The organism is Allocoprobacillus halotolerans (genome assembly GCF_024399475.1).
Taxonomy (GTDB): domain Bacteria; phylum Bacillota_I; class Bacilli_A; order Erysipelotrichales; family Coprobacillaceae; genus Allocoprobacillus; species Allocoprobacillus halotolerans.
In genome coordinates, this window is the sequence record NZ_CP101620.1 from 2,227,626 (window position 1) to 2,254,166 (window position 26,541).

27 protein-coding genes are annotated in these 26,541 nt (G+C 33.7%); 14 read left to right on the forward strand and 13 right to left on the reverse strand.

The window, feature by feature from the left end:
* Nucleotides 1–15: 15 nt before the first annotated feature.
* A complete protein-coding gene (gene rpmB, locus NMU03_RS13095) occupies nt 16–201 on the reverse strand; it encodes a 50S ribosomal protein L28 (RefSeq protein ID WP_087357353.1) in 186 nt (61 codons plus the stop codon).
* Between the two features lie 291 nt (nt 202–492).
* On the opposite strand from rpmB, the gene NMU03_RS13100 reads away from it, so the two are divergent.
* Together NMU03_RS13100 and NMU03_RS13105 are read left to right on the forward strand one after the other, a co-directional pair.
* Nucleotides 493–849 carry an Asp23/Gls24 family envelope stress response protein gene (locus tag NMU03_RS13100; protein ID WP_087242856.1) on the forward strand — a complete coding sequence of 119 codons (357 nt, stop codon included), beginning with the start codon at nt 493–495 and terminating at the stop codon, nt 847–849.
* Between the two features lie 12 nt (nt 850–861).
* On the forward strand, nt 862–2,523 hold the full coding sequence (locus NMU03_RS13105; RefSeq protein WP_290138931.1) for a DAK2 domain-containing protein: 1,662 nt from the start codon (nt 862–864) through the stop codon (nt 2,521–2,523).
* Nucleotides 2,524–2,647: 124 nt separating this feature from the next.
* Here NMU03_RS13105 and NMU03_RS17740 read toward each other — a convergent pair whose 3' ends face one another.
* The 7 genes from NMU03_RS17740 to NMU03_RS13135 form a co-directional block, all read right to left on the reverse strand.
* Nucleotides 2,648–2,833, reverse strand: coding sequence for a tyrosine-type recombinase/integrase (locus tag NMU03_RS17740; RefSeq protein ID WP_353956701.1), 186 nt, complete (start codon nt 2,831–2,833; stop codon nt 2,648–2,650).
* Nucleotides 2,834–2,854: 21 nt separating this feature from the next.
* On the reverse strand, nt 2,855–3,544 hold the full coding sequence (locus NMU03_RS13110; protein WP_290138933.1) for a tyrosine-type recombinase/integrase: 690 nt from the start codon (nt 3,542–3,544) through the stop codon (nt 2,855–2,857).
* A 299-nt stretch (nt 3,545–3,843) separates the two neighbouring features.
* Nucleotides 3,844–4,179 (reverse strand): helix-turn-helix domain-containing protein, encoded by a 336-nt coding sequence (locus NMU03_RS13115; protein ID WP_290138934.1) that lies wholly within the window; start codon nt 4,177–4,179, stop codon nt 3,844–3,846.
* Nucleotides 4,157–4,378, reverse strand: coding sequence for a hypothetical protein (locus NMU03_RS13120; protein ID WP_290138936.1), 222 nt, complete (start codon nt 4,376–4,378; stop codon nt 4,157–4,159). The genes NMU03_RS13115 and NMU03_RS13120 overlap by 23 nt, the downstream gene beginning before the upstream one ends.
* Nucleotides 4,379–4,599: 221 nt before the next feature.
* Nucleotides 4,600–5,067 carry a transposase gene (locus NMU03_RS13125; RefSeq protein ID WP_290138938.1) on the reverse strand — a complete coding sequence of 156 codons (468 nt, stop codon included), beginning with the start codon at nt 5,065–5,067 and terminating at the stop codon, nt 4,600–4,602.
* Nucleotides 5,064–5,648: a transposase gene (locus NMU03_RS13130; protein ID WP_290138940.1), complete on the reverse strand. Its 585-nt coding sequence runs from the start codon at nt 5,646–5,648 to the stop codon at nt 5,064–5,066. Before NMU03_RS13130 ends, NMU03_RS13125 begins: the two co-directional genes overlap by 4 nt.
* A gap of 110 nt (nt 5,649–5,758) precedes the next feature.
* On the reverse strand, nt 5,759–5,917 hold the full coding sequence (locus NMU03_RS13135; protein ID WP_290138942.1) for a hypothetical protein: 159 nt from the start codon (nt 5,915–5,917) through the stop codon (nt 5,759–5,761).
* A gap of 396 nt (nt 5,918–6,313) precedes the next feature.
* Here NMU03_RS13135 and NMU03_RS13140 point away from each other — a divergent pair, with 396 nt between their 5' ends.
* Complete coding sequence (locus NMU03_RS13140) at nt 6,314–8,893, forward strand: immunoglobulin-like domain-containing protein (protein ID WP_290138944.1); 2,580 nt, start codon at nt 6,314–6,316, stop codon at nt 8,891–8,893.
* A gap of 175 nt (nt 8,894–9,068) precedes the next feature.
* The gene (locus tag NMU03_RS13145; RefSeq protein ID WP_290142345.1) at nt 9,069–9,665 is read left to right on the forward strand and encodes a recombinase family protein; all 597 of its coding nucleotides are present in this window, start codon (nt 9,069–9,071) and stop codon (nt 9,663–9,665) included.
* 572 nt (nt 9,666–10,237) lie between these two features.
* Here NMU03_RS13145 and NMU03_RS13150 read toward each other — a convergent pair.
* The 5 genes from NMU03_RS13150 to NMU03_RS13170 form a co-directional block, all read right to left on the reverse strand.
* Complete coding sequence (locus NMU03_RS13150; RefSeq protein ID WP_272595459.1) at nt 10,238–10,579, reverse strand: DUF6618 family protein; 342 nt, start codon at nt 10,577–10,579, stop codon at nt 10,238–10,240.
* 5 nt (nt 10,580–10,584) lie between these two features.
* Nucleotides 10,585–11,391: an ExeA family protein gene (locus NMU03_RS13155; protein ID WP_272595460.1), complete on the reverse strand. Its 807-nt coding sequence runs from the start codon at nt 11,389–11,391 to the stop codon at nt 10,585–10,587.
* Nucleotides 11,345–12,685, reverse strand: coding sequence for a TnsB C-terminal domain-containing protein (locus tag NMU03_RS13160; RefSeq protein WP_290137768.1), 1,341 nt, complete (start codon nt 12,683–12,685; stop codon nt 11,345–11,347). Before NMU03_RS13160 ends, NMU03_RS13155 begins: the two co-directional genes overlap by 47 nt.
* Before the next feature lie 89 nt (nt 12,686–12,774).
* Nucleotides 12,775–13,398, reverse strand: coding sequence for a DUF6431 domain-containing protein (locus NMU03_RS13165; RefSeq protein WP_272595462.1), 624 nt, complete (start codon nt 13,396–13,398; stop codon nt 12,775–12,777).
* Nucleotides 13,399–13,569: 171 nt separating this feature from the next.
* Nucleotides 13,570–14,778, reverse strand: a complete 1,209-nt coding sequence (locus tag NMU03_RS13170) for a transposase (protein ID WP_290138945.1) — start codon at nt 14,776–14,778, stop codon at nt 13,570–13,572.
* 254 nt (nt 14,779–15,032) lie between these two features.
* Between NMU03_RS13170 and NMU03_RS13175 the strand changes: the two genes are divergently transcribed.
* The 10 genes from NMU03_RS13175 to NMU03_RS13220 all read left to right on the forward strand — a co-directional run bounded on the left by NMU03_RS13175 (nt 15,033) and on the right by NMU03_RS13220 (nt 26,134).
* Nucleotides 15,033–15,434 carry an RrF2 family transcriptional regulator gene (locus tag NMU03_RS13175; RefSeq protein WP_290138947.1) on the forward strand — a complete coding sequence of 134 codons (402 nt, stop codon included), beginning with the start codon at nt 15,033–15,035 and terminating at the stop codon, nt 15,432–15,434.
* Between the two features lie 23 nt (nt 15,435–15,457).
* Nucleotides 15,458–16,348 carry a hypothetical protein gene (locus tag NMU03_RS13180; RefSeq protein ID WP_290138949.1) on the forward strand — a complete coding sequence of 297 codons (891 nt, stop codon included), beginning with the start codon at nt 15,458–15,460 and terminating at the stop codon, nt 16,346–16,348.
* Between the two features lie 187 nt (nt 16,349–16,535).
* Nucleotides 16,536–16,940, forward strand: a complete 405-nt coding sequence (locus tag NMU03_RS13185) for a hypothetical protein (RefSeq protein ID WP_290138951.1) — start codon at nt 16,536–16,538, stop codon at nt 16,938–16,940.
* The gene (locus NMU03_RS13190; RefSeq protein WP_290138952.1) at nt 16,889–19,294 is read left to right on the forward strand and encodes a hypothetical protein; all 2,406 of its coding nucleotides are present in this window, start codon (nt 16,889–16,891) and stop codon (nt 19,292–19,294) included. The genes NMU03_RS13185 and NMU03_RS13190 overlap by 52 nt, the downstream gene beginning before the upstream one ends.
* Nucleotides 19,291–21,423 carry a hypothetical protein gene (locus tag NMU03_RS13195; protein ID WP_290138954.1) on the forward strand — a complete coding sequence of 711 codons (2,133 nt, stop codon included), beginning with the start codon at nt 19,291–19,293 and terminating at the stop codon, nt 21,421–21,423. Before NMU03_RS13190 ends, NMU03_RS13195 begins: the two co-directional genes overlap by 4 nt.
* Nucleotides 21,424–21,473: 50 nt before the next feature.
* Nucleotides 21,474–23,189 carry a Cna B-type domain-containing protein gene (locus tag NMU03_RS13200; RefSeq protein ID WP_290138956.1) on the forward strand — a complete coding sequence of 572 codons (1,716 nt, stop codon included), beginning with the start codon at nt 21,474–21,476 and terminating at the stop codon, nt 23,187–23,189.
* 14 nt (nt 23,190–23,203) lie between these two features.
* Entirely contained in the window at nt 23,204–23,695 is a 492-nt protein-coding gene (locus NMU03_RS13205; protein ID WP_290138959.1) for a hypothetical protein, read from the forward strand.
* A 38-nt stretch (nt 23,696–23,733) separates the two neighbouring features.
* On the forward strand, nt 23,734–24,636 hold the full coding sequence (locus tag NMU03_RS13210; RefSeq protein WP_290138961.1) for a SpaH/EbpB family LPXTG-anchored major pilin: 903 nt from the start codon (nt 23,734–23,736) through the stop codon (nt 24,634–24,636).
* Nucleotides 24,637–24,645: 9 nt separating this feature from the next.
* Complete coding sequence (locus NMU03_RS13215; RefSeq protein WP_290138963.1) at nt 24,646–25,494, forward strand: class C sortase; 849 nt, start codon at nt 24,646–24,648, stop codon at nt 25,492–25,494.
* Nucleotides 25,475–26,134: a pilin N-terminal domain-containing protein gene (locus tag NMU03_RS13220; RefSeq protein WP_290138965.1), complete on the forward strand. Its 660-nt coding sequence runs from the start codon at nt 25,475–25,477 to the stop codon at nt 26,132–26,134. Before NMU03_RS13215 ends, NMU03_RS13220 begins: the two co-directional genes overlap by 20 nt.
* The last annotated feature ends 407 nt before the right edge of the window (nt 26,135–26,541 follow it).

The following is a 26,541-nucleotide window of genomic DNA, read 5'->3' on the forward strand; positions in this document are numbered from 1 at the left end:
ATGCAATCTTTATCATTAAGCACTCTTTCTAAGACTTCTTAATTCTCTTGCTGAAATTTTTACTTTTTTTGGTTTACCATTGACTAAAATAGTAGCTTTTTGTAAGTTAACATTCCATTTTCTCTTAGTTGCATTTAATGCATGAGAACGAGAATTACCAGACATAGGTCCTTTTCCGCTCACTTCACATTTTCTAGCCATTATATTCACCATCCTTTACAAAGTGTCATTCACATACCTAAGTATAATATCATTAATAAAAAGAAAATGCAAATACTTTTTCATATAAATATAAAAAATAGTTGTATTTGAACGTTAATATAATATATGAAAAGAACGAATATTTCAATATTTTTTTAAATTTTATTTACAAGATATTATAAGTGGGTTATAATGCGTATGCATTGTTATGAAATAATTGTCAATAATTTAAAAATAAGATATAATATAGGTAACTATTTATAAATTTATGATAAGAACGGAGGAATAGTTATGATAACAAAAACAACTGATTTAGGAGATATACATCTTTCATTAGATGTTGTTGCAAGTATTACTGGAGGTGCTGCAACAGAATGCTATGGTGTTGTTGGAATGGCAAGCCAAAAGATTATGAAGGATGGATTTTATGATCTTTTAGGTAAGGATAATTATGCTAAAGGGATTGTCGTAGAAGATGGGGAAACAGGAATCATTTTAAATGTGTATATTATCGTTGGATATGGAGTTAAAATTTCTGAGGTTGTTTATGAAGTACAAAAGAAAGTGAAATATGTTTTAGAAACAACTTTAGATATTGATATTGAAGCTGTGAATGTTTTTGTACAAAGCATTCGTGTAACAGATTAGTGGAGGGTTAACATGAAAATCATTGATGGTAAACTGTTTAAAGAGATGGTTATAACAGGTGCAACTGTTTTGCATAATAATCATCCTGAAATTGATGCATTAAATGTCTTTCCTGTGCCAGATGGGGATACAGGAACAAATATGTCTTTGACATTTAGTTCTGGCGCAAGTGAAATTGAAAAATTAGATTCTAACGATATATATGAAATTTCTAAAAAGTTATCTAAAGGATTATTGATGGGGGCAAGAGGAAATTCTGGGGTTATCTTGTCACAAATCTTTAGAGGAATTTCGATGGCTTTTGAAGGGAAAAAACAAGTTGATGCAGTTGAATTAGCACAAGCTTTACAAAATGGTGCAAAAATTGCTTATAAAGCTGTTATGCGTCCAGTTGAAGGGACAATTTTAACAGTTATTAGAGAATCAAGTGAAGCTGTTGTTCAATATGCCAAACCAGGAATGGAAATTGAAGATGTCTTTTCTTATTTTGTTAAAGAAGCTGAAGAATCATTAGAAAGAACACCTGAACTTTTACCAGTTTTAAAAGAAGTTGGGGTTGTAGATAGTGGTGGAGCTGGTTTATTATTAATCATGACTGGATTTATGGCAGCTCTTGCTGGTGAAGAAATTGAACGTGTTGATATTAAAGGTGAGGCTGCTAAAGAGGCACTTGTTGATGTAGAATCAGATAGTGAAGATGCATATGGTTATTGTACTGAATTTATCTTTAGATTAGATCCTGGAAAGATGAAAGTCTTTAAAGAAGAAAATTTAAGAAATGAATTAGAAAGATTACCAGGAAATAGTATTGTTGTTGTACAAGATGAAGATATTGTCAAAGTCCATGTGCATACATTAAAACCAGGTAATGCTTTAAATACAGCTCAAAGATATGGTGAGTTTATTAAATTAAAGATTGAAAATATGCAAGAACAACACAATTCTATTTTAGAAGCTAACAGTACACCAGCAGCGAATGCAAAAGCAACATTAACAGCTCCTAAAGAAGAACCAAAAGAAGTTTCTATTATTAGTGTAGCAGCTGGTGATGGTATTAAAGATATGTTCTTGGAGTTACATTGTGACTATGTTGTCAGTGGTGGACAAACAATGAACCCATCTGCTGAAGATATTGTTCAAGCGATTAGAGATGTTAATGCGAAACATGTGATTATCTTACCAAATAACTCTAATATCGTGATGACAGCACAACAAGCAGCTATTATTTTAGAAGATGAAGTTGATGTTCAAGTGATTCCATCTAAAACAATACCTCAAGGTTTATCAGCATGTATTATGTTCAATCCTGAAGTATCTTTAGAAGATAATTTATCAGAAATGAATGAAGCAATTGCATGTGTCAAAACAGGGCAAGTGACTTTCGCAATTAAAGATACAAATATTGATGGTGTAGATATTAAAGCTAATCAATATATGGCATTATGCGAAAAAGATATTATTGCTTGTGTTCCAGATAAAGTTGATGCTTTAAAAGAAACTTTAAAAGGTTTGGTTGATGAAGATTCAGAAATCATTACTTTAATCTATGGTGAAGATGTGACTGAAGATGAAGTTCAAGACATTGAAGATTATGTAGAAGAAAATTTTGAAGCTGAAATCGAATGTGTGAATGGAAAACAACCTGTATATTCATTTATTGTTGGTGTTGAATAATAAAGCTATTGAAAAAGCGCCCTATTTATCGGCGCTTTTTGCATGTTGGTAAATTTTTGGTGTTTATTTGGTGTTTAAAATCGCTGAACCCAACTAAATGTCAGTAAATTCCAGGTCATATATACTAGATTTCAAGGTTAAATTCAATCAGTTGTGCTACCATCTGTTGTTGAGATTTTAAGACATCAATATAGATGTTAGCAGTGGTTTGAATATCATTATGCCCTAGATGTGCTGATACAATTTTTAAATCAATACCATTTAAAAGAAGTAAAGTTGCATTTGAATGGACTAAGGAATGAACGGTGATGTCTTCATAGTTTGTTCCTTTTTATAATGGGTTTAAGCGATTGTTAATGTTTGCTTTTTGAATGTAACCACCAGTATCTTGAGTAAATACTAAATTTAAATTTTGCCAAACATCTTTTAAATCGTCTTTCATCTTATTTTGATAATCTTTTACTTGGCTAAGAAGTTTATAAACAGTTTCATTCATTCCTAACACTCTGTAACTGTTCTCTGTTTTAGGTGGACCAATTTTAAATTCACCTTTCACAAAATTTACTGTTTTATTGATATGGATAAGACGTTGGCTGAAATCGATGTCATCCCATGTAAGTGCAAGCGTTTCCCCAATTCGCATTCCAGTGTATAGTTGAAAATGAATAACAGCATTATAGGTATTGAAATCTTCACTTCGTTTTAATAAATCTTTAATTTGATCAATTTCTAAAGGTTTAATCTTTTTAGGTTTATTTCGTTTAGGTTTAATAGCATTAGTACAGGTGTTGTCTTTTATGCAGCCTTGTTTAACAGCAGCATCAAAAAGTGTGTGCAACTTTGAAAATATCAATTGAGTATATGAATCTTTATAGTATTTAGTAGGTTTTATAGGATTGCCATCTTTGTCTTTGTATACTGCTGCATCATAAAGAAACATGGTAATTCTATTCGGTGAGAAGTCATCAAGTTTTATATGTCCAATGTCAGGAAGAATTTTTGCTTCTACAATGCTTTGCATGGTTTAGATGGTAGATTCTCTAAGATAGTTTGGTGGATAGTATTTTTCAAACCAATTCCATACTTCACTTAATCTCATATTGATTCCACTAGCTTGATGTTTTTATATTGATCACAAAAGTCTAAATCCATTTGTTGTGCAATTTTTCTTGCCTGACGCAATGGCATATCTTTTGGAGGTTTATAGGTCATAGTTTTTCTTACTTGTTTATATTCACCGTTTTTATCAGGTTTATATCCATCATAGGCAGAATTCTAAAATTAATTCCATATTTAGATTTTCGTTCTTGTATTGACATATTATTCTTCACTCCTTGTCATGCTGTTTTGTATAAATTTTTTGAGTATGGTATTGATTGATGTATGTTCTAAATTAGATTTCAAAATTGAAATTGATTTTTCATTTAATCCTAATTCAGATATTGTAAAATCTTCATTAAGTAAATAGTCTAATGAAACATGATAAAGTTTAGGCAGGGAATATAAAACCATGTTACTAGGAATTCTCTTTCCTTGTTCATAAAGAGATAATGCTTGAAAACTTAGAAAATCAAGAATACGTGATACATCTCTTTGAGAATAACCAGCATTTATACGTGCGACTTTAAAGCGATTATTGGTTGTCTTTATTTTCATAAATTTTGATCTCCTTTAGCAATTGATGTTGAATGAAATCATTTAATTTCATATTTAATTCTTGATGGGTAGAAAGTTCTAGTAACAACTGTATAGTTTCATCATCTAACCCGAGTTCATTTTTTGTATAATCTATATGTGTTAGATAATCATCTAAGCACAGCAAATAATCTAAGGATACTTGGAAGATGTTTTTCATTTTAATTAAGGTTGCTACATTCGCAATGTCATTAAGTTAAAGGATAGTATGCAATCATAACGATTAAGTTAAGGTATCAATTCAATTGAGAGTTGGTACCTTTTAGAATATTTCGAAACTATAAACTTATTTTATCTATTTCATGCGCACTCGAAAAGAACTAAACATTTAGCTCAAAAAATTTCTTGTTATTCTAAAATAACGTGCTATAATGAATCATGTCAGGACGTTCTATTATTAAACGGTTTGACTGATTTCGGTTTTATAGAACGTTTATATGATCTTTCTGGTCGTTCAGGGACCAGAAATTTTTTTATTCTTGAAACAAGAACATCTTCTTCCAATAGATCCCTGAGATACAATCGTATGTTTGTCACTGCATTGGCAAAATTCGCCTTGTAGCGGTATCTGCAGTTCTGTTTCATCTCGATATTATTGATGATGATTTCAGAAACATTATACATCAGGAATGTTGCATTGATTTCCTGCTGGATCAGCTGTCTTTTTCTTGCATGGAAATAAATCATTCCAAGTGTATTCTTTACCTTATTGAAGGCTGTTTCCTCATTCCAGCGAAAGTGGTACAGCTCCCTGAAGTCATCAAGCGAAAATTCATCTTCGCTAAGGTTCGTGATGATTGTCACATAGTTGTTTTCAGTGGCTTCGAAACGTACGATGCGAAGTGTCATTTCATAATAATCCTGAGTTGGACCCAAAAATCAAATTTGGATGTAGAAGGAACAAAGACATATTTTTCCTTGTTGGCTTTTATTTCCTTTGTCTGAAGTCTTGTCAATGTGCGTGTGACAGTCATGTCAAAAGAGCCTTCAGGTGTAGATATGTTTGTCATGATGCCACTTTTTGTATTGATATCCTTGACACGAATGGCGAACTTGAGATTGTTTTCAATGAAATGGGCAAACAGATTGTAATTCTCATAGCCACGATCAGCAGTAAATATAGCATTTCTAGGATAATGCCCATTATTGATGATGGAGATGAGGGCGTCGCATTCCTGCTTTTTCGTTGCCGAATCAATACTCCAGTCGAGAAAGACGTGATTCAGGCAGTCATATAGAGCGTTGATATGATACTGACAGCAGGGGCTGCCAAGAGAGTTATAAAGAATTTTGGTATCATCATCCTCAAAAGGGATGTTGATGTCAGAACCATCCTGAGCCAGTATGCGATAGCCATTGATGGTGGCATAATTATCAAAACTTGACAGAAACAGCTGATTGATACGCTTAAAGATGACAGGATCCAGCAAACTTCTTCGCTGACAGAGAGCGGAAGGAGAAGGCATATCCTTAATGTCATAAAAGAAGTTTGACATTTCACAGACAGTGGAATGACTGGAGAAGTTCATAATGCATTCGATTAGTGTTCTGGCAGTAATCTTGCGATTGCGGTAAAATTGGAAACGGGATCAGGGCAGTAGTTTTGGATGCCCTCAAGAGTAAAATCAATGGATTTGTCCAAGTTGTTTTTGATAATACTTGGTGAATAGTAGATGTTAGATTTTGATTGATTCAACATGATAAGTACCTCCTAAAAAACACATCTACTAAAAAGGGCTAAAAATTATAGAACATTATAATTTTTAGCCCCACAAACCTTTCAGTTTGTCAATAGAAAAATAAAAAAGAGCCTCAATATTTTAGAAATATCAATATTGAGGTTCTTTAGGCTTAACTTAATGACATTGGAAAAAAGGTAGACATTTTATTCCATTAAAATGAGAAGTTTTTCTAAATGGAATAGCTATAAAACTTCTGTTTTTCTTCATATTTTAAGAAGTAAAATACAAAAACATTTCATATTATCTCAATTCTTGATTTTATCACTACTGGTAACAAAAGTCTGCTTTTCTTACCATTTCATGTATCTCTTAATTTACATTTGGTTAAAAAAGATAGATAAGGAGGAAAAAGGGTGAATTTAACAAAGAAGATCGTTGCTTGTTTTCTTGTATTAGTTATGGCGTTGGGATTGATAAAACAGACTATATATGCTGTAGAGATTGAAAACTCTCCTCTACAAAAAGAGATCTTACAAAATGAAGATTTGTATGATAAAAAAATAACAGCTGATATTACAAATATCAGTAATCCAACAGAGGTGTTCCAAGGTGATAACACAGAGATTGAATTTAGCTTTGTGATCAATGCCTCATTAGGAACATCGTTCGTTATAGGGGAAAAAATAGAAATTCCTACAAATGTAGGCGATTTATTTGATGCTAAATGGAATGAGGTGAATGCTCAAGAAATTAAAGATAGTGAAGGTAATATTTTAGCAACAGGACTGATCACGAAAGATAAAGTAATTTTTGAGATCAAAGAAGATTCTAATGGAAACAACGAATTATCTGGAATGATAAATTTTGCTACCCATTTCGTTGCTAAAGATGTTGGTGCATCAAAAGATAAAGATGTTGTAAAAGAATTGGTGATTGGTAATGCTAAAAAAAGTGTAACTTTTAAGTATAAGAATGAGGATAAACCTACTGTTCAACCGGGATCTGTTGATATTGATACTTTCTGGAAAATAGGATGGTCAATGAATGATTATAAGGGTGCAGGAATTGGACTTGAAGTAAATCCGATTGGTTCTATGGACTTATATGGATCCACTTCATATAATGATAGAAAACCCAAGATACATGATACATTTTTTGTCAAAGATATAATTCCAGAAAATGGATTTATCAATCCAAGCAGTATGAAAATATATGCAGCAGTTCCCAGATTAGTTAAAAGTACAAGTGATACTAAATTTAATGGCTGGTACGACGTTCCTGAAGGAACATACTATGCAGGGAGACAAGGTACGCAAAGATATCTCATAAATGAGCGTATGCAGCGTTTATATCAGCAAGAAAATGAAACATATGAGGATTTTGAAGCCAGGGTGAAAAACATCTCACTTAGCTGGGGGATTTATGAAGATTCAGATAAGATTCAAACGTTTATTTGTAATTTTGGACGTATAGGCGATCCTAATAATAATAACGGCATTATGTATAAAGATTTCGGTGTAGATAAATGGCCGGAGGCTGACCAAGTTAATATTTGGTCTGAAACAGGAGCTTCTGGAGGTAATGTAGTTAGTTATTATATTGAATTTGATACTTATTATCCGGATGTTGAATGGAAGAAAGAAGTTACCAATTATGCTAGTAGAACATCTTATGAAAACAACTCTTCTAAACCTAGCTCTAACGGAAACAGTGTTACCTATATAATAAACAATGGAGGGGGTATAGGAACTGTTAGAAAAAATGAGCTTACTATACAGCTGTTAGATGAAACTACAAAACAGCCGATTGAAAAAGCTGATTTTAAACTTCAGCAATCAGTTGATAACCAGTGGATAGACACTGCTCTTAATGGTACCACAGATACAAATGGTAAACTAACATTTGGCCCATTAAGTGATGGTAAATACAAGGTAGTGCAGACGAGTACAGCAGATGGATATTTGTTTGATAATACTACTTATAGAGATAGCGACAATGATTTAGTAGGGAAACTTTCAAATACTGGAGAATTTACAGTTAGTGCCAGTGATAGGTTTGGATATGGAGCTATTGTAACTAATAAGAAACTGGATACCTATCATGTACTATATAAGTTTGTGAGCGGGAATGAAGGTAAAGGACTTCCAAAAGAAATTACAGATCAGTTACCAGAAGCAGGAAATGTTGAGCACGGAAAAACAGCCAAACCATCAATAGAAACATTTACAAATGTAAAAGTAACAGATGGTGTATGGAAGTTCAAAGGCTGGACACCTGCTGAGTACGAAAATGTAACAGAAGATGTAGAATTTGTTGGGACATGGAAATTTGAGAAAAATGCAAGTATCATCAATAATATTCCGGCGATCAATGCGAATAATAAGACATTGACGGTTGGAGATGAATTTGATCCATATAAAGATGTAATGGCAACGGATAAAGAAGATGGAGATATTACAAAGAAAATTGAAATCTTAAAAAATGAAGTTAATACAGGCAAAGCCGGAGTATATGAAGTTACATATAAAGTAACAGACAGTCAGGGTGTTTCTTCAACTAAGACAGTCTGTGTAACAGTTAATCCAAAAATGGAAGACCTGAATGAAATTCCTGCAATCAGTGCAGATGATAAGACATTGACGGTTGGGGATGAATTTGACCCGTTAGAAGATGTAACAGCAACGGACAAAGAAGATGGAGATATTACAAAGAAAATTGAAATCTTAAAAAATGAAGTTAATACAGGTAAAGCCGGAGTATATGAAGTTGCATATAAAGTAACAGATAGCAAGAGCGCTTCATCGGTTAAAACGGTTAAGGTTACTGTTATAGAAAAAGATACACCAGCAGTTCCAAATGAACCAACTAAGCCCAATGATACTGGAAGTGTAGACACAGGTGATAAAACAAATATGAAATTATGGACATTACTGTTGACTGTATCATGCATTGGAGCTATCGGTGTATATCGAAAAAAACGAAAAACAAATTAATATTTATAAACGGTTTAAGTCATCTTTTAAATAGAAAGTTGAAAAAATGCATATTTAACACTTTAAGGTGAAAGTTCTTTATGTGGTTTTTCATTTTATGATATTTATGCTTTTATTACTACAAGTAAATTTATAATTCCTCCTATAAAGTTAATATATAGGAGGAATTATTATGATAAATAAATATGCATATATTCGAGTTTCAAGTAAAGATCAGAATATTGATAGACAGGTAGAAGCAATGCGAGGAATAGGGATTCTAGATAAAAACATGTATATTGACAGGCAATCAGGTAAAAATTTTGACCGCAAGCAGTATCAATCATTATTAAAACAATTAAAATCAAATGATGAAATATATATCAAGTCGATAGATCGCTTAGGGAGAGATTATGATGAGATTCAGGAACAATGGCGATATCTTACAAAAATAAGAAACATTGATGTTATTGTTCTGGATTTGCCATTGTTAGATACAAGAAATCAGGTAAATGGAATTACAGGCAAGTTTATTGCGGATTTAGTGTTGCAGATACTTTCTTATGTGGCGCAGGTAGAACGCGAAAATATAAAACAACGACAAGCTGAAGGGATAAGAATAGCAAAAGAAAAAGGAGTTCGGCTTGGTCGACCACCCCTTCCTGTTCCAAAAGAATTTGATGAAATTTATAAATTATGGAAAGAAAATAAAATTAGTAAACGTGAAGGTGCAAAAATGTTGCATACAAATCATAATACATTAACTAATTGGATAAAAAAACATGAAAGTTGACATAATTTAATACGATTTCTGTAAAAAAAGTACACTTTTCTTACCATGTTTTTTAAGACATAAATAAACGACTTGTTAATTCTTTTAATATGATATTACATAATTTTCCAAAAATCAATAGTCTGGTAATTTGACTTTCGGTTTTTTGCATTCTTTTTTGAAGGGTATGTCTTGTTGTTTATTGTCATAACCCTTGTTTTCTTATCTATATCATCTTTTTTGTTTTTGTTCTCTTTTTATTGTAGCTGAAAAAGTGTCATTTTCATGACCTTTTTTATTATTTACTATATGTTCATTTTATAGTTTCAGTTGCAGCTGCCTGTATTCCTGCTTCTCTCTTATATTTTGAAACTCCTTGATTCCCTTTTGTGCATATTTTAATATTTCCTGTATCCCTTTACTGATCTGATAGCACCAGTAATATCTCTTTCCTTTAAGTGTTAAACCACAAATTCTGCGATAATGTTAACTGCAGATTAATTTATACTGATTTATCACGTCCTTTTATTTTTAACCGCAGATTATTTGCTACCTGCTGATGGATAGTAAGTGATCAATGAAAAAAGGATATATCATATCGATACATCCTCATAGTTATATTGTTCAAATATACTTTTTATCGCGTATGCAATCCTTCTGCTTTCTAATTCATCATCTATATTATCATACACAGATTCCGTATTCCACATGATATCTGTTGGATATGCCAGTGGTATAAATCTATCCTGGTTTTTTCTTATGATTTTATCGTAGTAATGTATAAACAATTCCCATTCCCCCGCTATTACGTGCATCTGACACCTATATATACTTTTTTCTGTTTTTATGTTAAATGTATAATATGGTCTGATTTCTATGCAGTCGATCTCCCCAACCTGTTTTTTATTTTCTCTATCTTTATATATATAATCCATCTTTCCTATCCTATCATTAATTCCTTGCCTGCTTCCATGATCAGTTCGCTATCAATGATATCCTTTTTATAATGCATTCCTAATATCAGGCTCTTACTGATGATCTGATTGAGTATCCTGACGGAGGTATTCATCAGTGTATAAAGTGTATGATAGCTTTCTTTTGTAAACAGGTCTGTTCGGCAACCGACCGATTCCAAACGTGATTCCACATAATTTTTTACTTCTTCTTCATTGAATCCTGTAAACGTATAATTCATATTGATACGTTGTCTAAATGGTTCCAGGACTTTAAGTCGCAGTGTTCTTATAAATTCATTCTGCCCTACGAATATCAGTGTACAGTAATCTTTTGAATCATAATCAAAATTCATAAGCATGATGAATTCTCTAAGCACTTCTTTTCTGAGAAATTGTGCTTCATCTATCGCTATAATGACTTCCATTTTGTTTTCTACTGTCAATCTTCTCAGTTCATCCTGGATAGCTTGAAACATCTTCGACTTTTTTGTCATCTCTTCAAGCCCCAGTGCATCATTAAGCATTCTGTAAAAATCTATGGCTGTAATCGTTGTCATACAGATATAGATTACTACATATCGATTGGGGTTGAGAGATTCCAATGTTTTTCTCAGACATGTGGTCTTTCCCATCCCAGGATTGCTTAAAAATACACCGATTCCTCTTGATTTGATGATAAATTCCAATCGGTTCGTCATCTGTTTAAAATCATTAGATTCATATAATGTTTTAATCATTGTATCTTTAGTAAATGGATTTCTGTCCATTCCGTAATACGTTGTCATTTCCATTAATAAATAATCTCCTCTCTTCTTGTCCTTCCGTTTTCAACCTTATCTGTCCTACTGATTGGAACTTTCTTTTTTCGGATATATCATACAGATAGGTATTTTCAAAAGTTCTTGGATCATATCGAATGATTACCCTCATCCCGATATAAATGGACGGAACATCAAATAAAACATTTTCAATCAATACGGTTGAATCTCCATTTACCTTACGTGTCGTTTCATGCATGAACACATCGTCAAGCCAGGCTCTGTATTCAACGGATGATTTATTGGATAGCTGACATACCTCCACGTCCTTCATATCGTACATGTATCTTTCCAATGGAGTGTGATTGTCGTGAATGTCATCCTTCAGTGAAGAATGAGGGGTACGGTTATATTCGTTAATCCAACTTTTTAATCTCATATTGAGCTCGGTCAATGAATGATAATGGCTTCCATGATCCCCATTCATCCATCTCATCTTGATGGTAGAAAAGAACCTTTCAATAACGGCCTTTCCTTCCGGTGAATAAGGTGGATTGTAGATGATTTTTGTGCCCAGCCTTGCTTCTATCTCCTTGGTGCTTTTATTTTTGTAGCTTGATCCATTGTCAAGGATGATCATCTTACTTCTCCCATATCTTAGTACTGCATCATGCCATACCTTCTGAAAATTAACGGCATTATCATTAAAAAAGAATTCAGCACCAACTATCATTCTTGAATGATTATCGATGATGGCAATCAGATAAGTTTTTCTGTACTCACCGGCTTCATCAAAAATATAAAAGGTATGACAGGTATCCGCTTCATATCCATCACATGAATGAGCAAATTCCCATGTACGTCTTTCTTTTGTGACAGGTTTTGACCCATGACGCAATCCTGAATTTTTAATGTACCTCTGAACAGTATCTACCGATACATCACCTACGTTGAGGAGCCCCTTTTCAATCATTCTTTCATAGATCATGACGCCTGTCACTTTAGGGAATTCCTTGATCATATCGCTAATAAAATCTTTATGGCGATTGTCCAGCTTCCTGACTCTTCCGGCATCCAGACGATCTTTAGGCATCAGTTCATCAAATCCACAATTTCTATAAATATAAAGCCAATTCTTTAAAGTTACAGCAGAAAACTTTCTTCTGGTACCATCGGGCCAATCGACCTCATTCTTGGAAACACGCCTAAAATAGGCTTCAGCGGATATATCCGTAAATGTAGCCGAAACGACAGGTGCAATAAGTGAAAATTTGACCTGTGCAACGAGTTTTCTGTACTCGTAACGATCAGTATTCTGTTTGTTCATAACTTTTTACCTCCCAAAAAAGTATAGAACAGTGAAAATGATAAAGATATTTCCATCTTATTTATTTTTATATTCTAATGATCATCATTTCACGAAGGAGCAAATAATTTGCGGTCATATTGAAATAAAGCATGGGAACTCAAATCGTAGATATCATTCATGACATCCTCATAAAGATAAATCATTGAAACAAAAAAAGACATGCGGTAACTGTTTCTAAGCTGCATATAGTAGCGTAGATAGCACATGTATTTTTTGATCCATCTGTAGATTGTAGAAATAGATATTCCATATTTATTTGAAACATCATTTACAGTCAATGAAGAATAAAATTTATCAAAAAGGACAGATAATATAAAAGGAATAGAATATTGGCAATGAGGCACAATGAAAAGATGAGGAAGGACAGCATGAAAATGTTTGCAGTTTTCACAGTAAAGCACGGGAATCGAAACAGTTTCCTCAACAACGGCATTATCACGGAAAGTAATAAAATAGCGATCATAAGAGATAAAGAATTTAAAATTAGGTGACTTACATATATGATCATCATGGATATGAAACGCAGAGAGTTCCAGATGATTTAATAAAAAGGTTTCGAGAAGCTGAAATTCACTAGCAGAGAGAGAATGGTTAAAATTAATAGGACAAGTTTGAAAAATATGCTTGATTAAAACAGAAAATGATTGTACCATAGTAGCGGGTGGATTCATCAAAGATGAACCCAGGAGAAAAGATGAGATTGAGCCTGCAAAACTGAACCTATCTTTTCTCTTTTTCCTTTCTTAAGATTAAAAAAATCAGTCAAAATAAATAACACATAGAATATTATAAATCAAAAAACAGATAAAGGATATAAGAACTGCGGTTTCTAACGGCAAATCTTATATCCTTTTGATTATATTAATCTGCGGTTTTTCATCTAAATTGATTTTGTAGAGTTTTCGGTTTAACACTTTAAGCGATTTGCTTCTCTCTATCATCTTTATGACCAGTAATTTCTTGTCTACTTTCTCTGCCAACAGTGTTATATGCCCTATATGCATCATCAATATCGTATTCAATACATTTATTGATTTCATTGTCCTTACTCTTATATTTTCAAAACCGTACTGATTCTTTTTGAATCTGAATTTCTCCTCGATTCGCCACCTTGACATATATGCCCTCACTATCTTATGCACATCTCTTTTATTCCTGATCTCCCTATTCGTTAAAAGCATCATCGGTTTTTCTTCACTTAATCCATACACAATGACTAGATTTAATATCCTTCCCTTTTGTGATGGCAGTTCCACTCTCGTATGTGATACATAGACTTCACTATCTTCCTTAGAAAAATACATGTTCATCTTAATCTTGCCTTTTCTTCTTTTGGCGATTTCTCCTACTTTCTTTGGCTTCCCTTTAAACAATAATGTTCTATTTTCTTTGAGTCTGATGATGAAATCATCTGCATTATGATTTTCATCTATGAAGTAATCATAAAATACATTGGCATCATATCCTCTGTCACATACAAATGTACATCTTTCAGGAATGAGAGATTTGACATATTTTATGCTCTTTATTGTTTCATCGTTCATTGACCTGAATCCTTCACTTTCAGTTGAATAGATATGGCTATACAAAGATATTGGATGATGTTGATCCTGTGTGAGGGCAGTTGCCTCACATACATGGTATCCAGGATAAATGTCATCCTTAAGTGAGGAAGCATCCCTGACCATACAAAGATCTTCAAATTTTCTTCCATATTTTTTGATGATTTCACTGTTATCAAGTAAAATGATCCTGTCTTCGCTAAGATGCTTGATAACCATATCATTATAATTGGATTTCATTTGGTTCATTGCTTCATCATCAAATTGAGCCAAATGATTGGATAATCTGTCAATTGTATAATTGAGCTTGATATTTTCATCAAGAGCTCTGGCAATATCGCTAAGTAGAACACTTTGACTTCTTGCAAGACCAAACATCATGTCCATGACAAACTTGGCAGCAGGTTTATCAAGACTGTCTGATAATTTATTAGAAAAATTGACAATTTCTCTTTTCGTTTCATATAGATCTGTGGTAAAATAACTCATGGAAAATCCCTCCTAAATTTTGTTTATTGATCTAAAATTATTATAACATTTAAGAGGTTGATTTTCCTTATAAATAAAGCAAAACAGGCAATTTGTGAATAACTTTTTACCTGTTTTTTATTTTTTTACCGAAACTCAAATCTGGTAAGAAAAGTGTACTTTATAAACCATTAAATAAAAATATAAAAAGTTCTTTTATTTTTCACGGAATATATACCATGACTTGTCAGGCTATAAAATATGGGAGGAATTATATGCAACTAAACATGACAACAGACTACGCGATTAGGATTGTTTTATATCTATCTAGATCAGAAGGGAAATTAACATCAAAAGAGCTATCAGAAAATTTGTGTATCCCTCAGCATTATATATTAAAAGTAACTAAAAAATTAGAAAATGGAAAATTGATAAATGCATATAATGGAAAAAATGGAGGTTTTTCCATTGCGAAAGACAAAGCACAGATTAGTTTATTAGATATTATAAAGTTGACGGAACCTACCATCAAGATAAACCGATGTTTAGAATTAGATAAGTATTGCAATAGATGTGCAACAGAATATTGTTCTGTTAGAAAAACTTATTGTTTTCTTCAAAAAAATATGGAGGAAAGATTATCTTCAATTACTATTGAAGAAATATTGAATCAATAGGTCTTTATAAGGGGAATTAAGAGATGAAAAAGAGAAAAGTGAAAGATTTATTATTATTGTTGTTATGTTTAGCAATAACATTCTCTTCAGTTACAGTATATGGATTTTCAGAAACAAATATATATGCTGAAGTAAATGAGGGTGAAGATCATATTGTTCCAGTTGAACTATCTAAGGACTATTCACATTTATATAAGGACGAAGCAATTCATATTTATAATCTTGAACAATTAAAAGCTGTAGGTACGAATCAAAAAGTAAAAGATTTAGATGAGACAAAAGATGGTTTTGGTTTGGGAAAAGATATTGTTGTTGCTAATCAAACAATCACATATGCATTAGACGCAACTTATATATTAGAAAATGATATTGCATTAAATGGAGAAAAATGGAATTTGCCAGAAGGGTTTAATGGTTCTTTTATTCATAAACAGGAAAGTGAATCTCCTCAATTATATGATGAAGATACAGATACTATTTACCTATATAATTCCTACCAATTAGATTTGATAGAAAGTGATAAAGCTTCCTTGGAGCCTATATTATCATTCGATTATGATGTAACTCAATTTGGAAAAGGACAATTGATTTATCCGAATGATTCACAAGAGTATCTAACATATAGCAATGAACATAATTATGTTCTTTCAAAAAACTTCACTGCTTTACGTCCTGCCACTGAGGCAATCAAAGTACAAAAAGAACAAGAAGAAAAGAAACAAGAAATAGAGACTCTGCAAAATAGTAAATGGGGAAATGCAGAGTTATCCGGTAGAGATTATATAGGACAGGTTTATAAAGAGTTAAACGGCGTTAAATATATTCTTGTAGGAAACAAACAACAGTTGGCTGCTATCGGATCAAATAAACAGGTGACACCAACATTGGTTCTCGCAAAAAACCTGGTCTTTTAAATCCCACGAACAAATACACACCTCTTTATCCGGGAGATGCGATTTCAAAACGGATATAACGTTGAAATTGGATAAATCGGATAGTATAAATTTTAAATACTTTGAAGGAAATATAACCGAATTGATGAATGTAGATTTCTTAAACGAAAACGGTTTACTAGGTAGTGTTAACGATATTTTAGGAGGCTTGTTAGGGAGCTTATTGGGAGGAGATCATGAAATTTTAGGTTATGATAGTCAAAATGGAACATATATTTCAGAATCAACTTTAAAATCAGAATATTCAGGTTTAAAGTATTCTAGTGATGCGAATTATATTATTTTTAGAGATATTGACTTGAATAATGTTGATTGGAAGCCGTTGATGTTTAGTGGCACAATGGTCGGTGCTGTTTCTGAAGATAGCAATGCTGAAAGTACTTTATGGAAGGATGGCGGAATCGTAAATACAAGTCAGCCTGTCATTTCTAATATTACAGTGAATCAAACTTCTCCGATTGACATAAAAAAACAATCAGGAGTGGGCTTTTTGGAAGTATCATGTCAAAGTCTACGAAAACAATGGGTGTCGCTGGTCATCATGTTTCTGTAAAGAATATAAAACTTCAAAATATTTCCGTGACAAATGCAACTAGTGATATTGTGGATCATAGAGGATTGATACAAGGACTTTTAGATATTTTGAAGCCAATTTTAGGCGGTTTGTTAGGAAATCTTGGAGATGTGTTAGGAAATTTACTAAATCCTAATGGCGATGGAGATCCAAGCGTTTTTGCGACCGGTTCATTTGCAGGTAGAATTAGTGGTGATGTATCTGTTGAAGATTGTGTTGTAGAAAATGTAATAAAGATAAGTAATGTAAATGACTTAACCGGTGGCTTTGTAGGGCATGTTGAAGGAATTACGGAATATGGAAATTTACAGGATGCTTTAGGGGATGTAACAACTATTTTAGAAAAACTCTTAAATATTATTCCATTTGTAGATTTAGGTACATTGATTGAGGTACTTTTAGATGGAAACATTATTGATTTAAGTAAGCTTATCCCGACAGGCTATAAAAGTCCAATCATTTCAAATTCTCACCTTGATAACAGTGGTAAAGATTTATCCGTTGGAAATACAGCATATAATTTTCAAGGTGGTTTTGTTGGAAAAGCAGTTGGAACACAAATCAAAAATTCTTCAATCAAAGCAAACAGCTTAGCTGTAGCAGGAAAGAATATGGCAGGTGGATTTGCAGGATATAGTGCAAATGCCGAATTGGTGGGTGTATTAAATGGTTTAGGTATAGAATTGTTTAATGCATTCCAGCTGAATACATTCTTATTAAATTGTCGTGTAGAAACCAAGAACTTAAATGTTCAGGCAAATGAAAGCTATAGTGGCGGTATCAGCGGTGCATTGGCAAACAGCTTTATTGTTGATGGTACTGTATCTGGAACAATCAATATTACAGCTCATTCTTATGCTGGTGGAATAAGTGGGATTGCGGCTTTAGGGCAATCTATTGCGTTAAAAGATTTTTATACCGGTAGAAAAGACTTAACGGGATTATTGGGGAATTTACTAAGTGGACTATTAACGCAAGATCAAGAAAACGTACTACTGTCTTTAACAGGTATTAGTCCAAGTGTTTTAGCTGGAAATGAAATAACAGGTTCGTTAACGGTGAAAGCAAAAGATAAGTATGCCGGAGGTATGGTTGGTCAAGGCGATGGAGTTAAAATTATTTCTTCTTCTGACTTAGAAACAAAATCCTATGTTTGGAAAAATCTTATCGATAAATTAAATTACACAGTATTAGGAAGAAAAAATACAATATCTAATTTAAAAGAAATTTCCGTTCAAGCTTGTAGTGGTGGAGTCATTGGAGAAGCAAAAACAGCAAGTGCCGGGGGACTCTTAAATACAACTTTAGGAATCGGAAATTTCTTAGGATTTGAAATTGAAAATATAACAGTATCGAGCATTGATACACCGGGAATTATTCATGCAACCCAGGATTATGCCGGTGGTTTTGCAGGTAAAGCGATGGGTGGAAAAGTTTCGAATGTGCAGATCAGTGAACTTCAAAAAGTGGAAGCAAACAATTATGCCGGAGGATTTGTAGGCTATGGTGGAACCGGAAGTTTAGCTGAAACCGGGGCATTGAATATACTTGGTTTAGTTAAAATATCAAACCTGCTGAATCTAGCACAAGGACTTGTATTAGATATTAACGAATGTAATGTAAAAGGAACACTAAACGGATTTACAGTGAAGGCATTAGGAAGACGGACATCGGATGCTGATGTAACAAAACATTATGTTGGTGGGTTTATCGGAAAATCAACAAGTGTACACATTCGCAATTCTCACGTAAAAACATTAAAAAATGTAACAGCTGATGAGATAAGCGGATATGCCGGTGGTTTTGCAGGTGCAACGGAAACCGGAGGCTTAGCCGATGCTGCTAATAAGGATACAGAGGCATTAAAGCTTTTAGGAATCGATGGCTTATTGAATGCTGTTCCATATCTGGTATCTGATTTTAAAAACACAACAGTGGAGTATCAGCCGGAATCTGAAGAGGCTGTACAGGTACGTGCAGCGTATGCCGGTGGCTTTATTGGAGAAATGCAAAGTGGAAATATAAATAACAAAGATTTAGAGAATCCATATGCAGTATCGAATATATTCCATGTCCAAGGTACATATTATGCCGGTGGATTTGGTGGAAAGATCTATTCAGGTGGGTTAGCGACAGCCGGTGATTTATCCATTTTAAATGGACTCTTAAATATTAATGCCAGTAACCTGTTAAGTGTTTTAAATGTTTATATCCCAATCATTCATTCAGCAGGCGTTTCTTCAAAAGGACTTATTGTTGAAGTAACCGCAATAAATAAAGATGACAGCAATTCCGGTAGTGCCGGAGGTTATGTCGGATATGGAAGCGATTGAAAATCAGCAACTCGCATGTTGAGAAGTTAAAACATACAACGGTCAAAGCACCAAGTGATTTAAATAGCAGTGATGGTTCTTCCTATTTTTCTGATCAATCAAAGTATGCAATCAAAGGATTGCGATATGCCGGAGGGTATGTTGGTAAATTAGATATAGGAAGCTCAGCTGCGTTAGGCTCGGGATTAGGTGTTCTTGGAGATATTTTAGGTTTAAATGATGTAACGCAAGCGTTGGATGTTGTAGCATCTCAAATTGAACATTCGAATGTTTCAGGTGCAGTTGGGGGATATTCCGTACTTGCGAACTTCAAAGATGGCAATGATTTACAAGGTCATGCCGGAGGATATGCCGGAGCGATTGATGGTTCATCACTTCAGGATTGCAATGCTTATAATTTCGAATATATTATCGGTCAAGAAACAGCCGGTGGATATGTTGGAAGAATGCAACCGGGAGATGTGGCAAGCGTTGTAGGAGATGCCAAAATATTAGGTGGATTGTTAAATGTTGAAGGAAATCTGTTGTCCGTTCTTCAATCGTTTATTCCGATGATATACAATTCAGAAACAACATCTGTTCCATGTGGTGGTGCAGTTCGTGCTGATGCTGCTAGTGATGGAATACGTGAAAGAGGATTGGCTGGTGGGTATGTTGGACATAACCTAGGTGGAAGAATCGAAGGAATGTCTGACAGAGAATGGAATAACGAGAAACCTACGGCTTTAAAAGAAAATGCAGCAGTACGTATTCGAAATGTTTATGGATATGAATTCGCCGGTGGTTTCAGCGGTCGAACAGAAAATACAAATGTTGCAGATACCGGAAATCTGAATGTATTATTTGGTATTATCAATATCAGCAATCCACTGTCTGCACTTGGGGCTGTTTATTCTGCGGAAACAAACACAGCAGTATATGGTCCATTAAGAAAATTAACCGTTGATGTATGGAATGCTTGGGTTGGAGCAGTCGGAATCAATGGAGCATACGGTCAACAACTACAAGAGATAGGTAAAGTAGATACGCAAGAACAGTTAAATGAAATTATTGAAAAATATGCTTATGGATATGATGTTAAGGCTGCTAGAGAAGTCGTTGGTACATTGGCAACCCAAGGTGGCAGTGCCGGTGGCTATGTTGGAAGAATGGACGGAGGAGTTGTAACTTCTGGACATGCACATGATATAAAATTAGTTACTGCTTATCGAAGCAGTGGTGGATTTGTCGGTGAGATGTCAAGTGCCGGTGTAGCCAATGTCGGTGGCATTCAAATAGGAGATCTTGATGTTGTAGGCTCCTTACCGGTGTTGCAGACATTCGTACCGGTAATCAATACTTCCTCTGCTTATGGCTATCGTTCAGGAGCAACGATTCTTGCGAACGGAACGGATTTAAATAACCAGCAAGGTCATGCCGGTGGATTCGCAGGAATTATCATTGGTGGTCAAATTAAAGGAGAGATAGATGATTTCTGTTCCATTGAGAAATTAAAAACAGTCAAGGGAACAAATACAATCGGTGGATTTGCCGGAAGTATCCTTTCAGGAAGTGCTGCTGAAGTAAATGTTGGATCAAGCAGTGGTTTGCTTCCAATATTATTAAAGCCTATTTTAGGAAATCCGGATAAGTTAGCTTCTTTATTAAATGCAACGGTATCTACAATAAAATATGCGAAAGTAGATGCATGGGATCCTTGGGGTATTACTATTGATGGAAGATACCAAGAAGGTAACGATCCAAACACACAATATACCTATGCAAGTGGCGGTTTTGCAGGAAATATAAGTGGAGCGGTAGTAGGAGATAAAGATAGCAATCAAGATTCATTGATTGTAAACAACGTAAGAAAAGTAATCGGCGGGGAACATGTCGGAGGTTTCTTTGGACTAGCAGATGTGGCAGCCGTCGCTGAAGTAGGAGACAATGCATCAAATGGTATTTTAGGTCTCATTAAGCTTGGTGAGTTGGATGTACTGGATGCTTTCCGAACGTATATTTATCATGCATCAGTGCGTGGTTCAACGGAGAATGGACTAAGCGTTAATGCCAATACCCAAAACGAAGCAGGAGCATTTGAAAACATAGTACAAACAGGAAATGCCGGTGGTTTTGGCGAAGCTTATTAAATGGGTCTGTAAAAAATGCAAGCGTTACGAATCTGAATCAAGTGAATGCATTGAATTATACCGGTGGTTTCATCGGGCATCTTGGAAAAAGCGGTGTTGTTGATTTAGATAAAGCAAGCACCGGAGGAGCACTTAGTGGCTTATTAAATGCCACAGCTGGTGTGTTGGATAACTTTGGTTCACATTGCGATCATTGTAAGGTTGAAGGAATACAAGCAGGCTTTATTGTCAATTCAAAAAATGGAAAAGAAAGCATTGCCGGAGGATTTACAGGACTTGCGGATCTTGCAAAAATAGATGATAGCCATGTTACAAATATCAAGAAAGTAAGTAGTGATCAAATTGCCGGTGGATTTGTTGGAAGAACGACATTCTCTTACCTAGCAGATATTGATGCAGGTTCCAACACATTGCTAGATCCCGTTTTGAGTATTGTAAATAAATTATTGGATTATTTATATATTGATAATTTAGAAAACTTAGGTGCAATTGATATAGGATTGGGAAAACTTTTAGAAGTCAAGTTGCTAAGTGATGGCAAAACACTTTCTGTAACTCTTCTAGGATTACCGATTTCGGTTGCTTTAGTAAAAAATAACGGAGATGGAACAAGTGATCTAGCCCAAATTCACATTGGAGACAGTTATATTGAGGTGCCTTGTACCAATACAGAGGGAAATCATATAAGCGAGGAAGATAAGAAAAATATCAATATTAGTCTAATTAAATCCAATCGTACAAGTATTAAACATTCTTCAGTTACAGGAATTTCAATTGGCTATGATGTTTTTGGTGGTGGTGCAAATGATGAAAAAGACGGTACACATGAAAAAGGTCATGCCGGTGGGTTTGTAGGATATAACGATGAAGGATTGTTTGAAAATAATCAAATGTATTATGCAGATACCATTCGTGGTATTCGAGATAAGGTCGGTCCGTTCGCTGGTAAAACTTCTTTAGATTCAGCATACGATTTTAATACAGTTGAAAATATCGAAGGAAATCAGAATGGATATCGTGTTTATCGTAATCATAATGACTTAACTTCTCTTATAGTCGATAGTAAAACGATAACTGCAGAATTATCCAATAAGAATTGGAATGAGTTTGTAATCTCACATATTAAAGATATAGATATATATGATAAGTTCAAAAATGCTATTCTTTCTAGCGTTGATATAACAGAAGATGCAGGGGTTTATGTTTCATCAGCGAAAGCAGTATTGATGGAAGATAAAAAAACATCAGAGAATGAGGAAAATTTATCCCCACCTCCATCTGATATGCAAGATCCTTGCGATGAGTTAATCAATTTAACAATCAACAAGATTTGGAAAGATTTTGGCAATTTTGAAAATATTCGCCCAGCTCAAATCGAACTTCTTTTAACAAGAACATACAAAGAAAATGGTTCAGAGATTAAAGATGCACAATTTGAACAGACGATTATAGTAACACCATCAGATGATATGCAAAATATATGGCGAGAGACTGTGAAAGGATTAGAAGCCTATAAAGTATTAGATGATGGTACGCAAGCTTATTATACCTATCAATTAACTGAAAAAGCGGTAGATGGCTATTCGACAACAATCGAGAGTTCAGAAGATGGATTCACTATTACGATTACCAATTCACATATTCCGTTTTTACCGGATACAGGTGGGATAGGAACATTAGCATTTACCCTTATAGGAATGATAGGTATAGGAGCAGTATTGTATAGTTTAAGGAAAGGAAGAAAGAAAAATGAAAAATATGCTTAAAAAATTAGGAACAATTGCGTTTACATTTTTTGTTATGTTTTCAATGGCAACAAATGTATTCGTGCGCAACACAAGGAACAATCACCCTACACACAGGAAAACACAATGTTAACGGAGTAACATTTAAAGTTTATAAGATGATGGATGCCACTGTTACAGCAGATGGAACAGCAGCAGCGTATACAATCGGTAGTGATTTTAAAGATTTCTTTGTAACAAATGCCAATCTAGGTAGCAATGTTACTGATGAACAGGCATATAACTACATTAGAGATAATGTAAAGAATGCAGAATTTCAAACGAAAGTGAAGGAATATGTTAAAACTAAATCATTATCACCTGTTGCAACATTAACTGGAAAAGAAGGAACGAAAACATATACTACAAGTGCATTAGATACAGGTTATTATGTTATTATTCCAAGTGATGAAAGCTTTACTCCAATGTTTACAACCGTAGCAAAAGCAAACCAAGACGTTTATCTAAAAGGAAAAAACCTGATGTAGATAAAACCGTTAATGGAAATGATTGGACTTCTGCACAGGTGGGAGATACTATTCGATTCAAGGTGGAATCTATGGTTCCAAATATGACAGGATATACTGAGTACCACTTCCAATTAACAGATACAATGAGTTCAGGGTTAACCGTATCAGCAGATACATTGAACGAAAAAGTTACGATTGGTAATCAAGTACTTACAAAAGATACTAATTATACAGTAGAAATTGCAGATCAAACAATTACCATTAAAATCAAGGATTTTATTAAGTATCAAGCTCAAGCAAATGAAGCTATCGTATTCGAATATAGTGCAGTGTTAAATGAAAAAGCAGTTGAAAAGGATAAAGAAACCAATACTGCAAATGTCGAATATGGAAATGATCCAAATCAGTTAGATAAGGGAACTCCTGATACAGTCATTGTAAGAACACATAAGTTAACTATTACAAAGACAAATCAAGATGGTAGTGAAAAACTAGCAGGAGCACAATTTAAATTGTATAAAGGAGATGCTGCGAGCGGTGATCCAATTAAATTTGTGAAACTTGGAGATGGAAAATATAGAGTAGCTATTAAAAATGCTCTAAATGCTACAGATACACTGGAGTCACCGAATGGTAATGATGGTGTTAAAGGTATCATTACTATTTCCGGTTTAGATGCTGGAACTTATACATTGGTCGAAACCAAAGCACCTGATGGATATAACAAATTAGATAATCCTACAACAATCACGATTCAAGCAACGTCTAATAATAACGGAACTGATGTTACCGTAAGTGGAAATGAAGTGACTGTAAAGAACAATAAAGGTTCTTTATTACCGGAAACCGGTGGAATGGGTACTGTGTTATTTACCGTTGTTGGTGTAGGTGGAATCTTAGCAGTAGGATATTCATTTATGAAGTCAAATAAAAAGAATAGATTACATGAAAAGAAATAACCTATACTTATGAGTAGGAAAAAGAGAATTTTTGATGGAATTAGGATCATAGCATTATTGTTTTTTGTTGGTGTATTGCTCTATCCCACAGTTAGTGATTATTTGTCAAGAATTCATAGCTCCAAAGTTATTCAATCGTATGAAAAATCTATTGTAGGATTGGATCAAGAGACAAAAAATAAAATGCTTCAAGAAGCACAAGCATACAATTCCTCTTTGATAGGAAAAGAGGAATTGTATGATCCTTTTATGAGTATTGAAAAAGTAGATAAGTATTATATGAGTTTGCTAAATTCTAATGGTGATGGAGTCATGGGATATATTCAGATTCCTAGAATTGACGTTAAATTACCAATCTACCATACTACTTCAGACAAGGTCTTACAAAAAGGAGTCGGACATTTACAAGGAACTTCTTTACCGGTTGGGGGTAAGAGTACCCATGTGGCTTTATCAGGTCATAGAGGCTTGCCAAGCTCCAGTTTGTTTACGGATTTAGATTTGTTAGAAATCGGAGATATTTTCTATATGGAAGTGCTGGGAAATACAAGTGCTTATAAAATTGATCAAATCAAGATCGTTTTACCAACAGAAACAAAAGATCTTGAAATTGTAGATGGAAAAGACTATGTAACATTGATTACTTGTACTCCTTATTCTGTCAATACTCATCGATTGTTAGTTAGAGGAACAAGGATTGATTATCAAAAAGCGATTAAAGAACAAGTCAATGAAGTTAATAACGGAATTCATATACCGTTTGAAATTCAAATTCTTCTCATTGGGTTTACAGTTTTAGCACTAATCTTTTTATTATGGAAGGTAAGGAGGAAAAAACATGAAGTGGTTAGTAAATAAAAATCATTTAAAAATCATAATCATTTGTATGTTATTTATCTTTTTGCCTACAAGAACAGTTTTTGCTAAAGAAAATATAGGCTCCATTTCTCTGTGTGCTCATTATCTTGATGATGGTAAAGTTATTGAACTTAGTGATGTGCCATTTCAGATTGTTAAAGTTGCGGATGTTGTTAGCGGAGAAGTTGTCAATGTTGGTGATTTTAAATATTTTAAGAAGATTTCGACAAATATGAATGCATCACAGATGAAAGAAGTGAGTTATGAATTACAAGCATATATGAAAAGTAAGAATATTTCGTTTACTGATGAAAAAAGTACGAATAAGAATGGAATCGTTCAATTTTCTAATTTAAATTTAGGTTTATATTTCGTTTCTCAAAAAGAAAAAGAGGATAGTAAATATTATTCGGAACCGTTTTTACTATCCGTACCTATGGTTGAGGATAGTGATGAAGTATTTAATGTCTATTCTAAGCCAAAATTTATTGAGAAAGATGATAATGAGATTCCTATTTCTCCTAATATTCCAGATAGTTCGGTAAGAACAGGCGATAATACAAATGTAATATTATGGACAGTATTATTGTTAGTTTCAGGATTAGCTATGTTAAGTGTTACAAGAAAACGAAAAAAATAATTGTTTTAATCAAGGGTAGTTGCTTCATAATAGCATTACCCTTTTTTAGTTAATACTGCTATATATGGAGATATTTTATAAAGACATTATTCTTTGGGTAATAGATAAAGTGTAGAAAACATTTTTAGAATTACCATGATTAGACACAGTCTATCCCATAAGTATCTTTCTAATTATGTGGGGCTATAAAAGTCTCTAGAATTAAATAGCGAATTCATAACTATAAGGGAGAGAAAAGTTATGAACAATAATCGTGCTCCTCCTTTTTCAATTTTTATCAATTAAATATGAGGAGGAAATTATTTAGGGACCTATGCAGTCATCAAGTGAATGAACTAAAAGTCTCTGCTATTCAAAATCATATGATCACTGTTAGTGCAAAAAGATTTTTAAAGAGGAAATGGACG

Coding starts and splice junctions, on each gene's coding strand:
- rpmB (WP_087357353.1), bottom strand. CDS start 201: ATGGCTAGAAAATGTGAAGTGAGCGGAAAAGGACCTATGTCTGGTAAT.
- NMU03_RS13100 (WP_087242856.1), top strand. CDS start 493: ATGATAACAAAAACAACTGATTTAGGAGATATACATCTTTCATTAGAT.
- NMU03_RS13105 (WP_290138931.1), top strand. CDS start 862: ATGAAAATCATTGATGGTAAACTGTTTAAAGAGATGGTTATAACAGGT.
- NMU03_RS13110 (WP_290138933.1), bottom strand. CDS start 3,544: ATGCAAAGCATTGTAGAAGCAAAAATTCTTCCTGACATTGGACATATA.
- NMU03_RS13115 (WP_290138934.1), bottom strand. CDS start 4,179: ATGAAAATAAAGACAACCAATAATCGCTTTAAAGTCGCACGTATAAAT.
- NMU03_RS13120 (WP_290138936.1), bottom strand. CDS start 4,378: ATGAAAAACATCTTCCAAGTATCCTTAGATTATTTGCTGTGCTTAGAT.
- NMU03_RS13125 (WP_290138938.1), bottom strand. CDS start 5,067: ATGACACTTCGCATCGTACGTTTCGAAGCCACTGAAAACAACTATGTG.
- NMU03_RS13135 (WP_290138942.1), bottom strand. CDS start 5,917: ATGTTGAATCAATCAAAATCTAACATCTACTATTCACCAAGTATTATC.
- NMU03_RS13150 (WP_272595459.1), bottom strand. CDS start 10,579: ATGGATTATATATATAAAGATAGAGAAAATAAAAAACAGGTTGGGGAG.
- NMU03_RS13155 (WP_272595460.1), bottom strand. CDS start 11,391: ATGGAAATGACAACGTATTACGGAATGGACAGAAATCCATTTACTAAA.
- NMU03_RS13160 (WP_290137768.1), bottom strand. CDS start 12,685: ATGAACAAACAGAATACTGATCGTTACGAGTACAGAAAACTCGTTGCA.
- NMU03_RS13165 (WP_272595462.1), bottom strand. CDS start 13,398: ATGAATCCACCCGCTACTATGGTACAATCATTTTCTGTTTTAATCAAG.
- NMU03_RS13170 (WP_290138945.1), bottom strand. CDS start 14,778: ATGAGTTATTTTACCACAGATCTATATGAAACGAAAAGAGAAATTGTC.
- NMU03_RS13175 (WP_290138947.1), top strand. CDS start 15,033: ATGCAACTAAACATGACAACAGACTACGCGATTAGGATTGTTTTATAT.
- NMU03_RS13180 (WP_290138949.1), top strand. CDS start 15,458: ATGAAAAAGAGAAAAGTGAAAGATTTATTATTATTGTTGTTATGTTTA.
- NMU03_RS13190 (WP_290138952.1), top strand. CDS start 16,889: ATGTCAAAGTCTACGAAAACAATGGGTGTCGCTGGTCATCATGTTTCT.
- NMU03_RS13215 (WP_290138963.1), top strand. CDS start 24,646: ATGAGTAGGAAAAAGAGAATTTTTGATGGAATTAGGATCATAGCATTA.
- NMU03_RS13220 (WP_290138965.1), top strand. CDS start 25,475: ATGAAGTGGTTAGTAAATAAAAATCATTTAAAAATCATAATCATTTGT.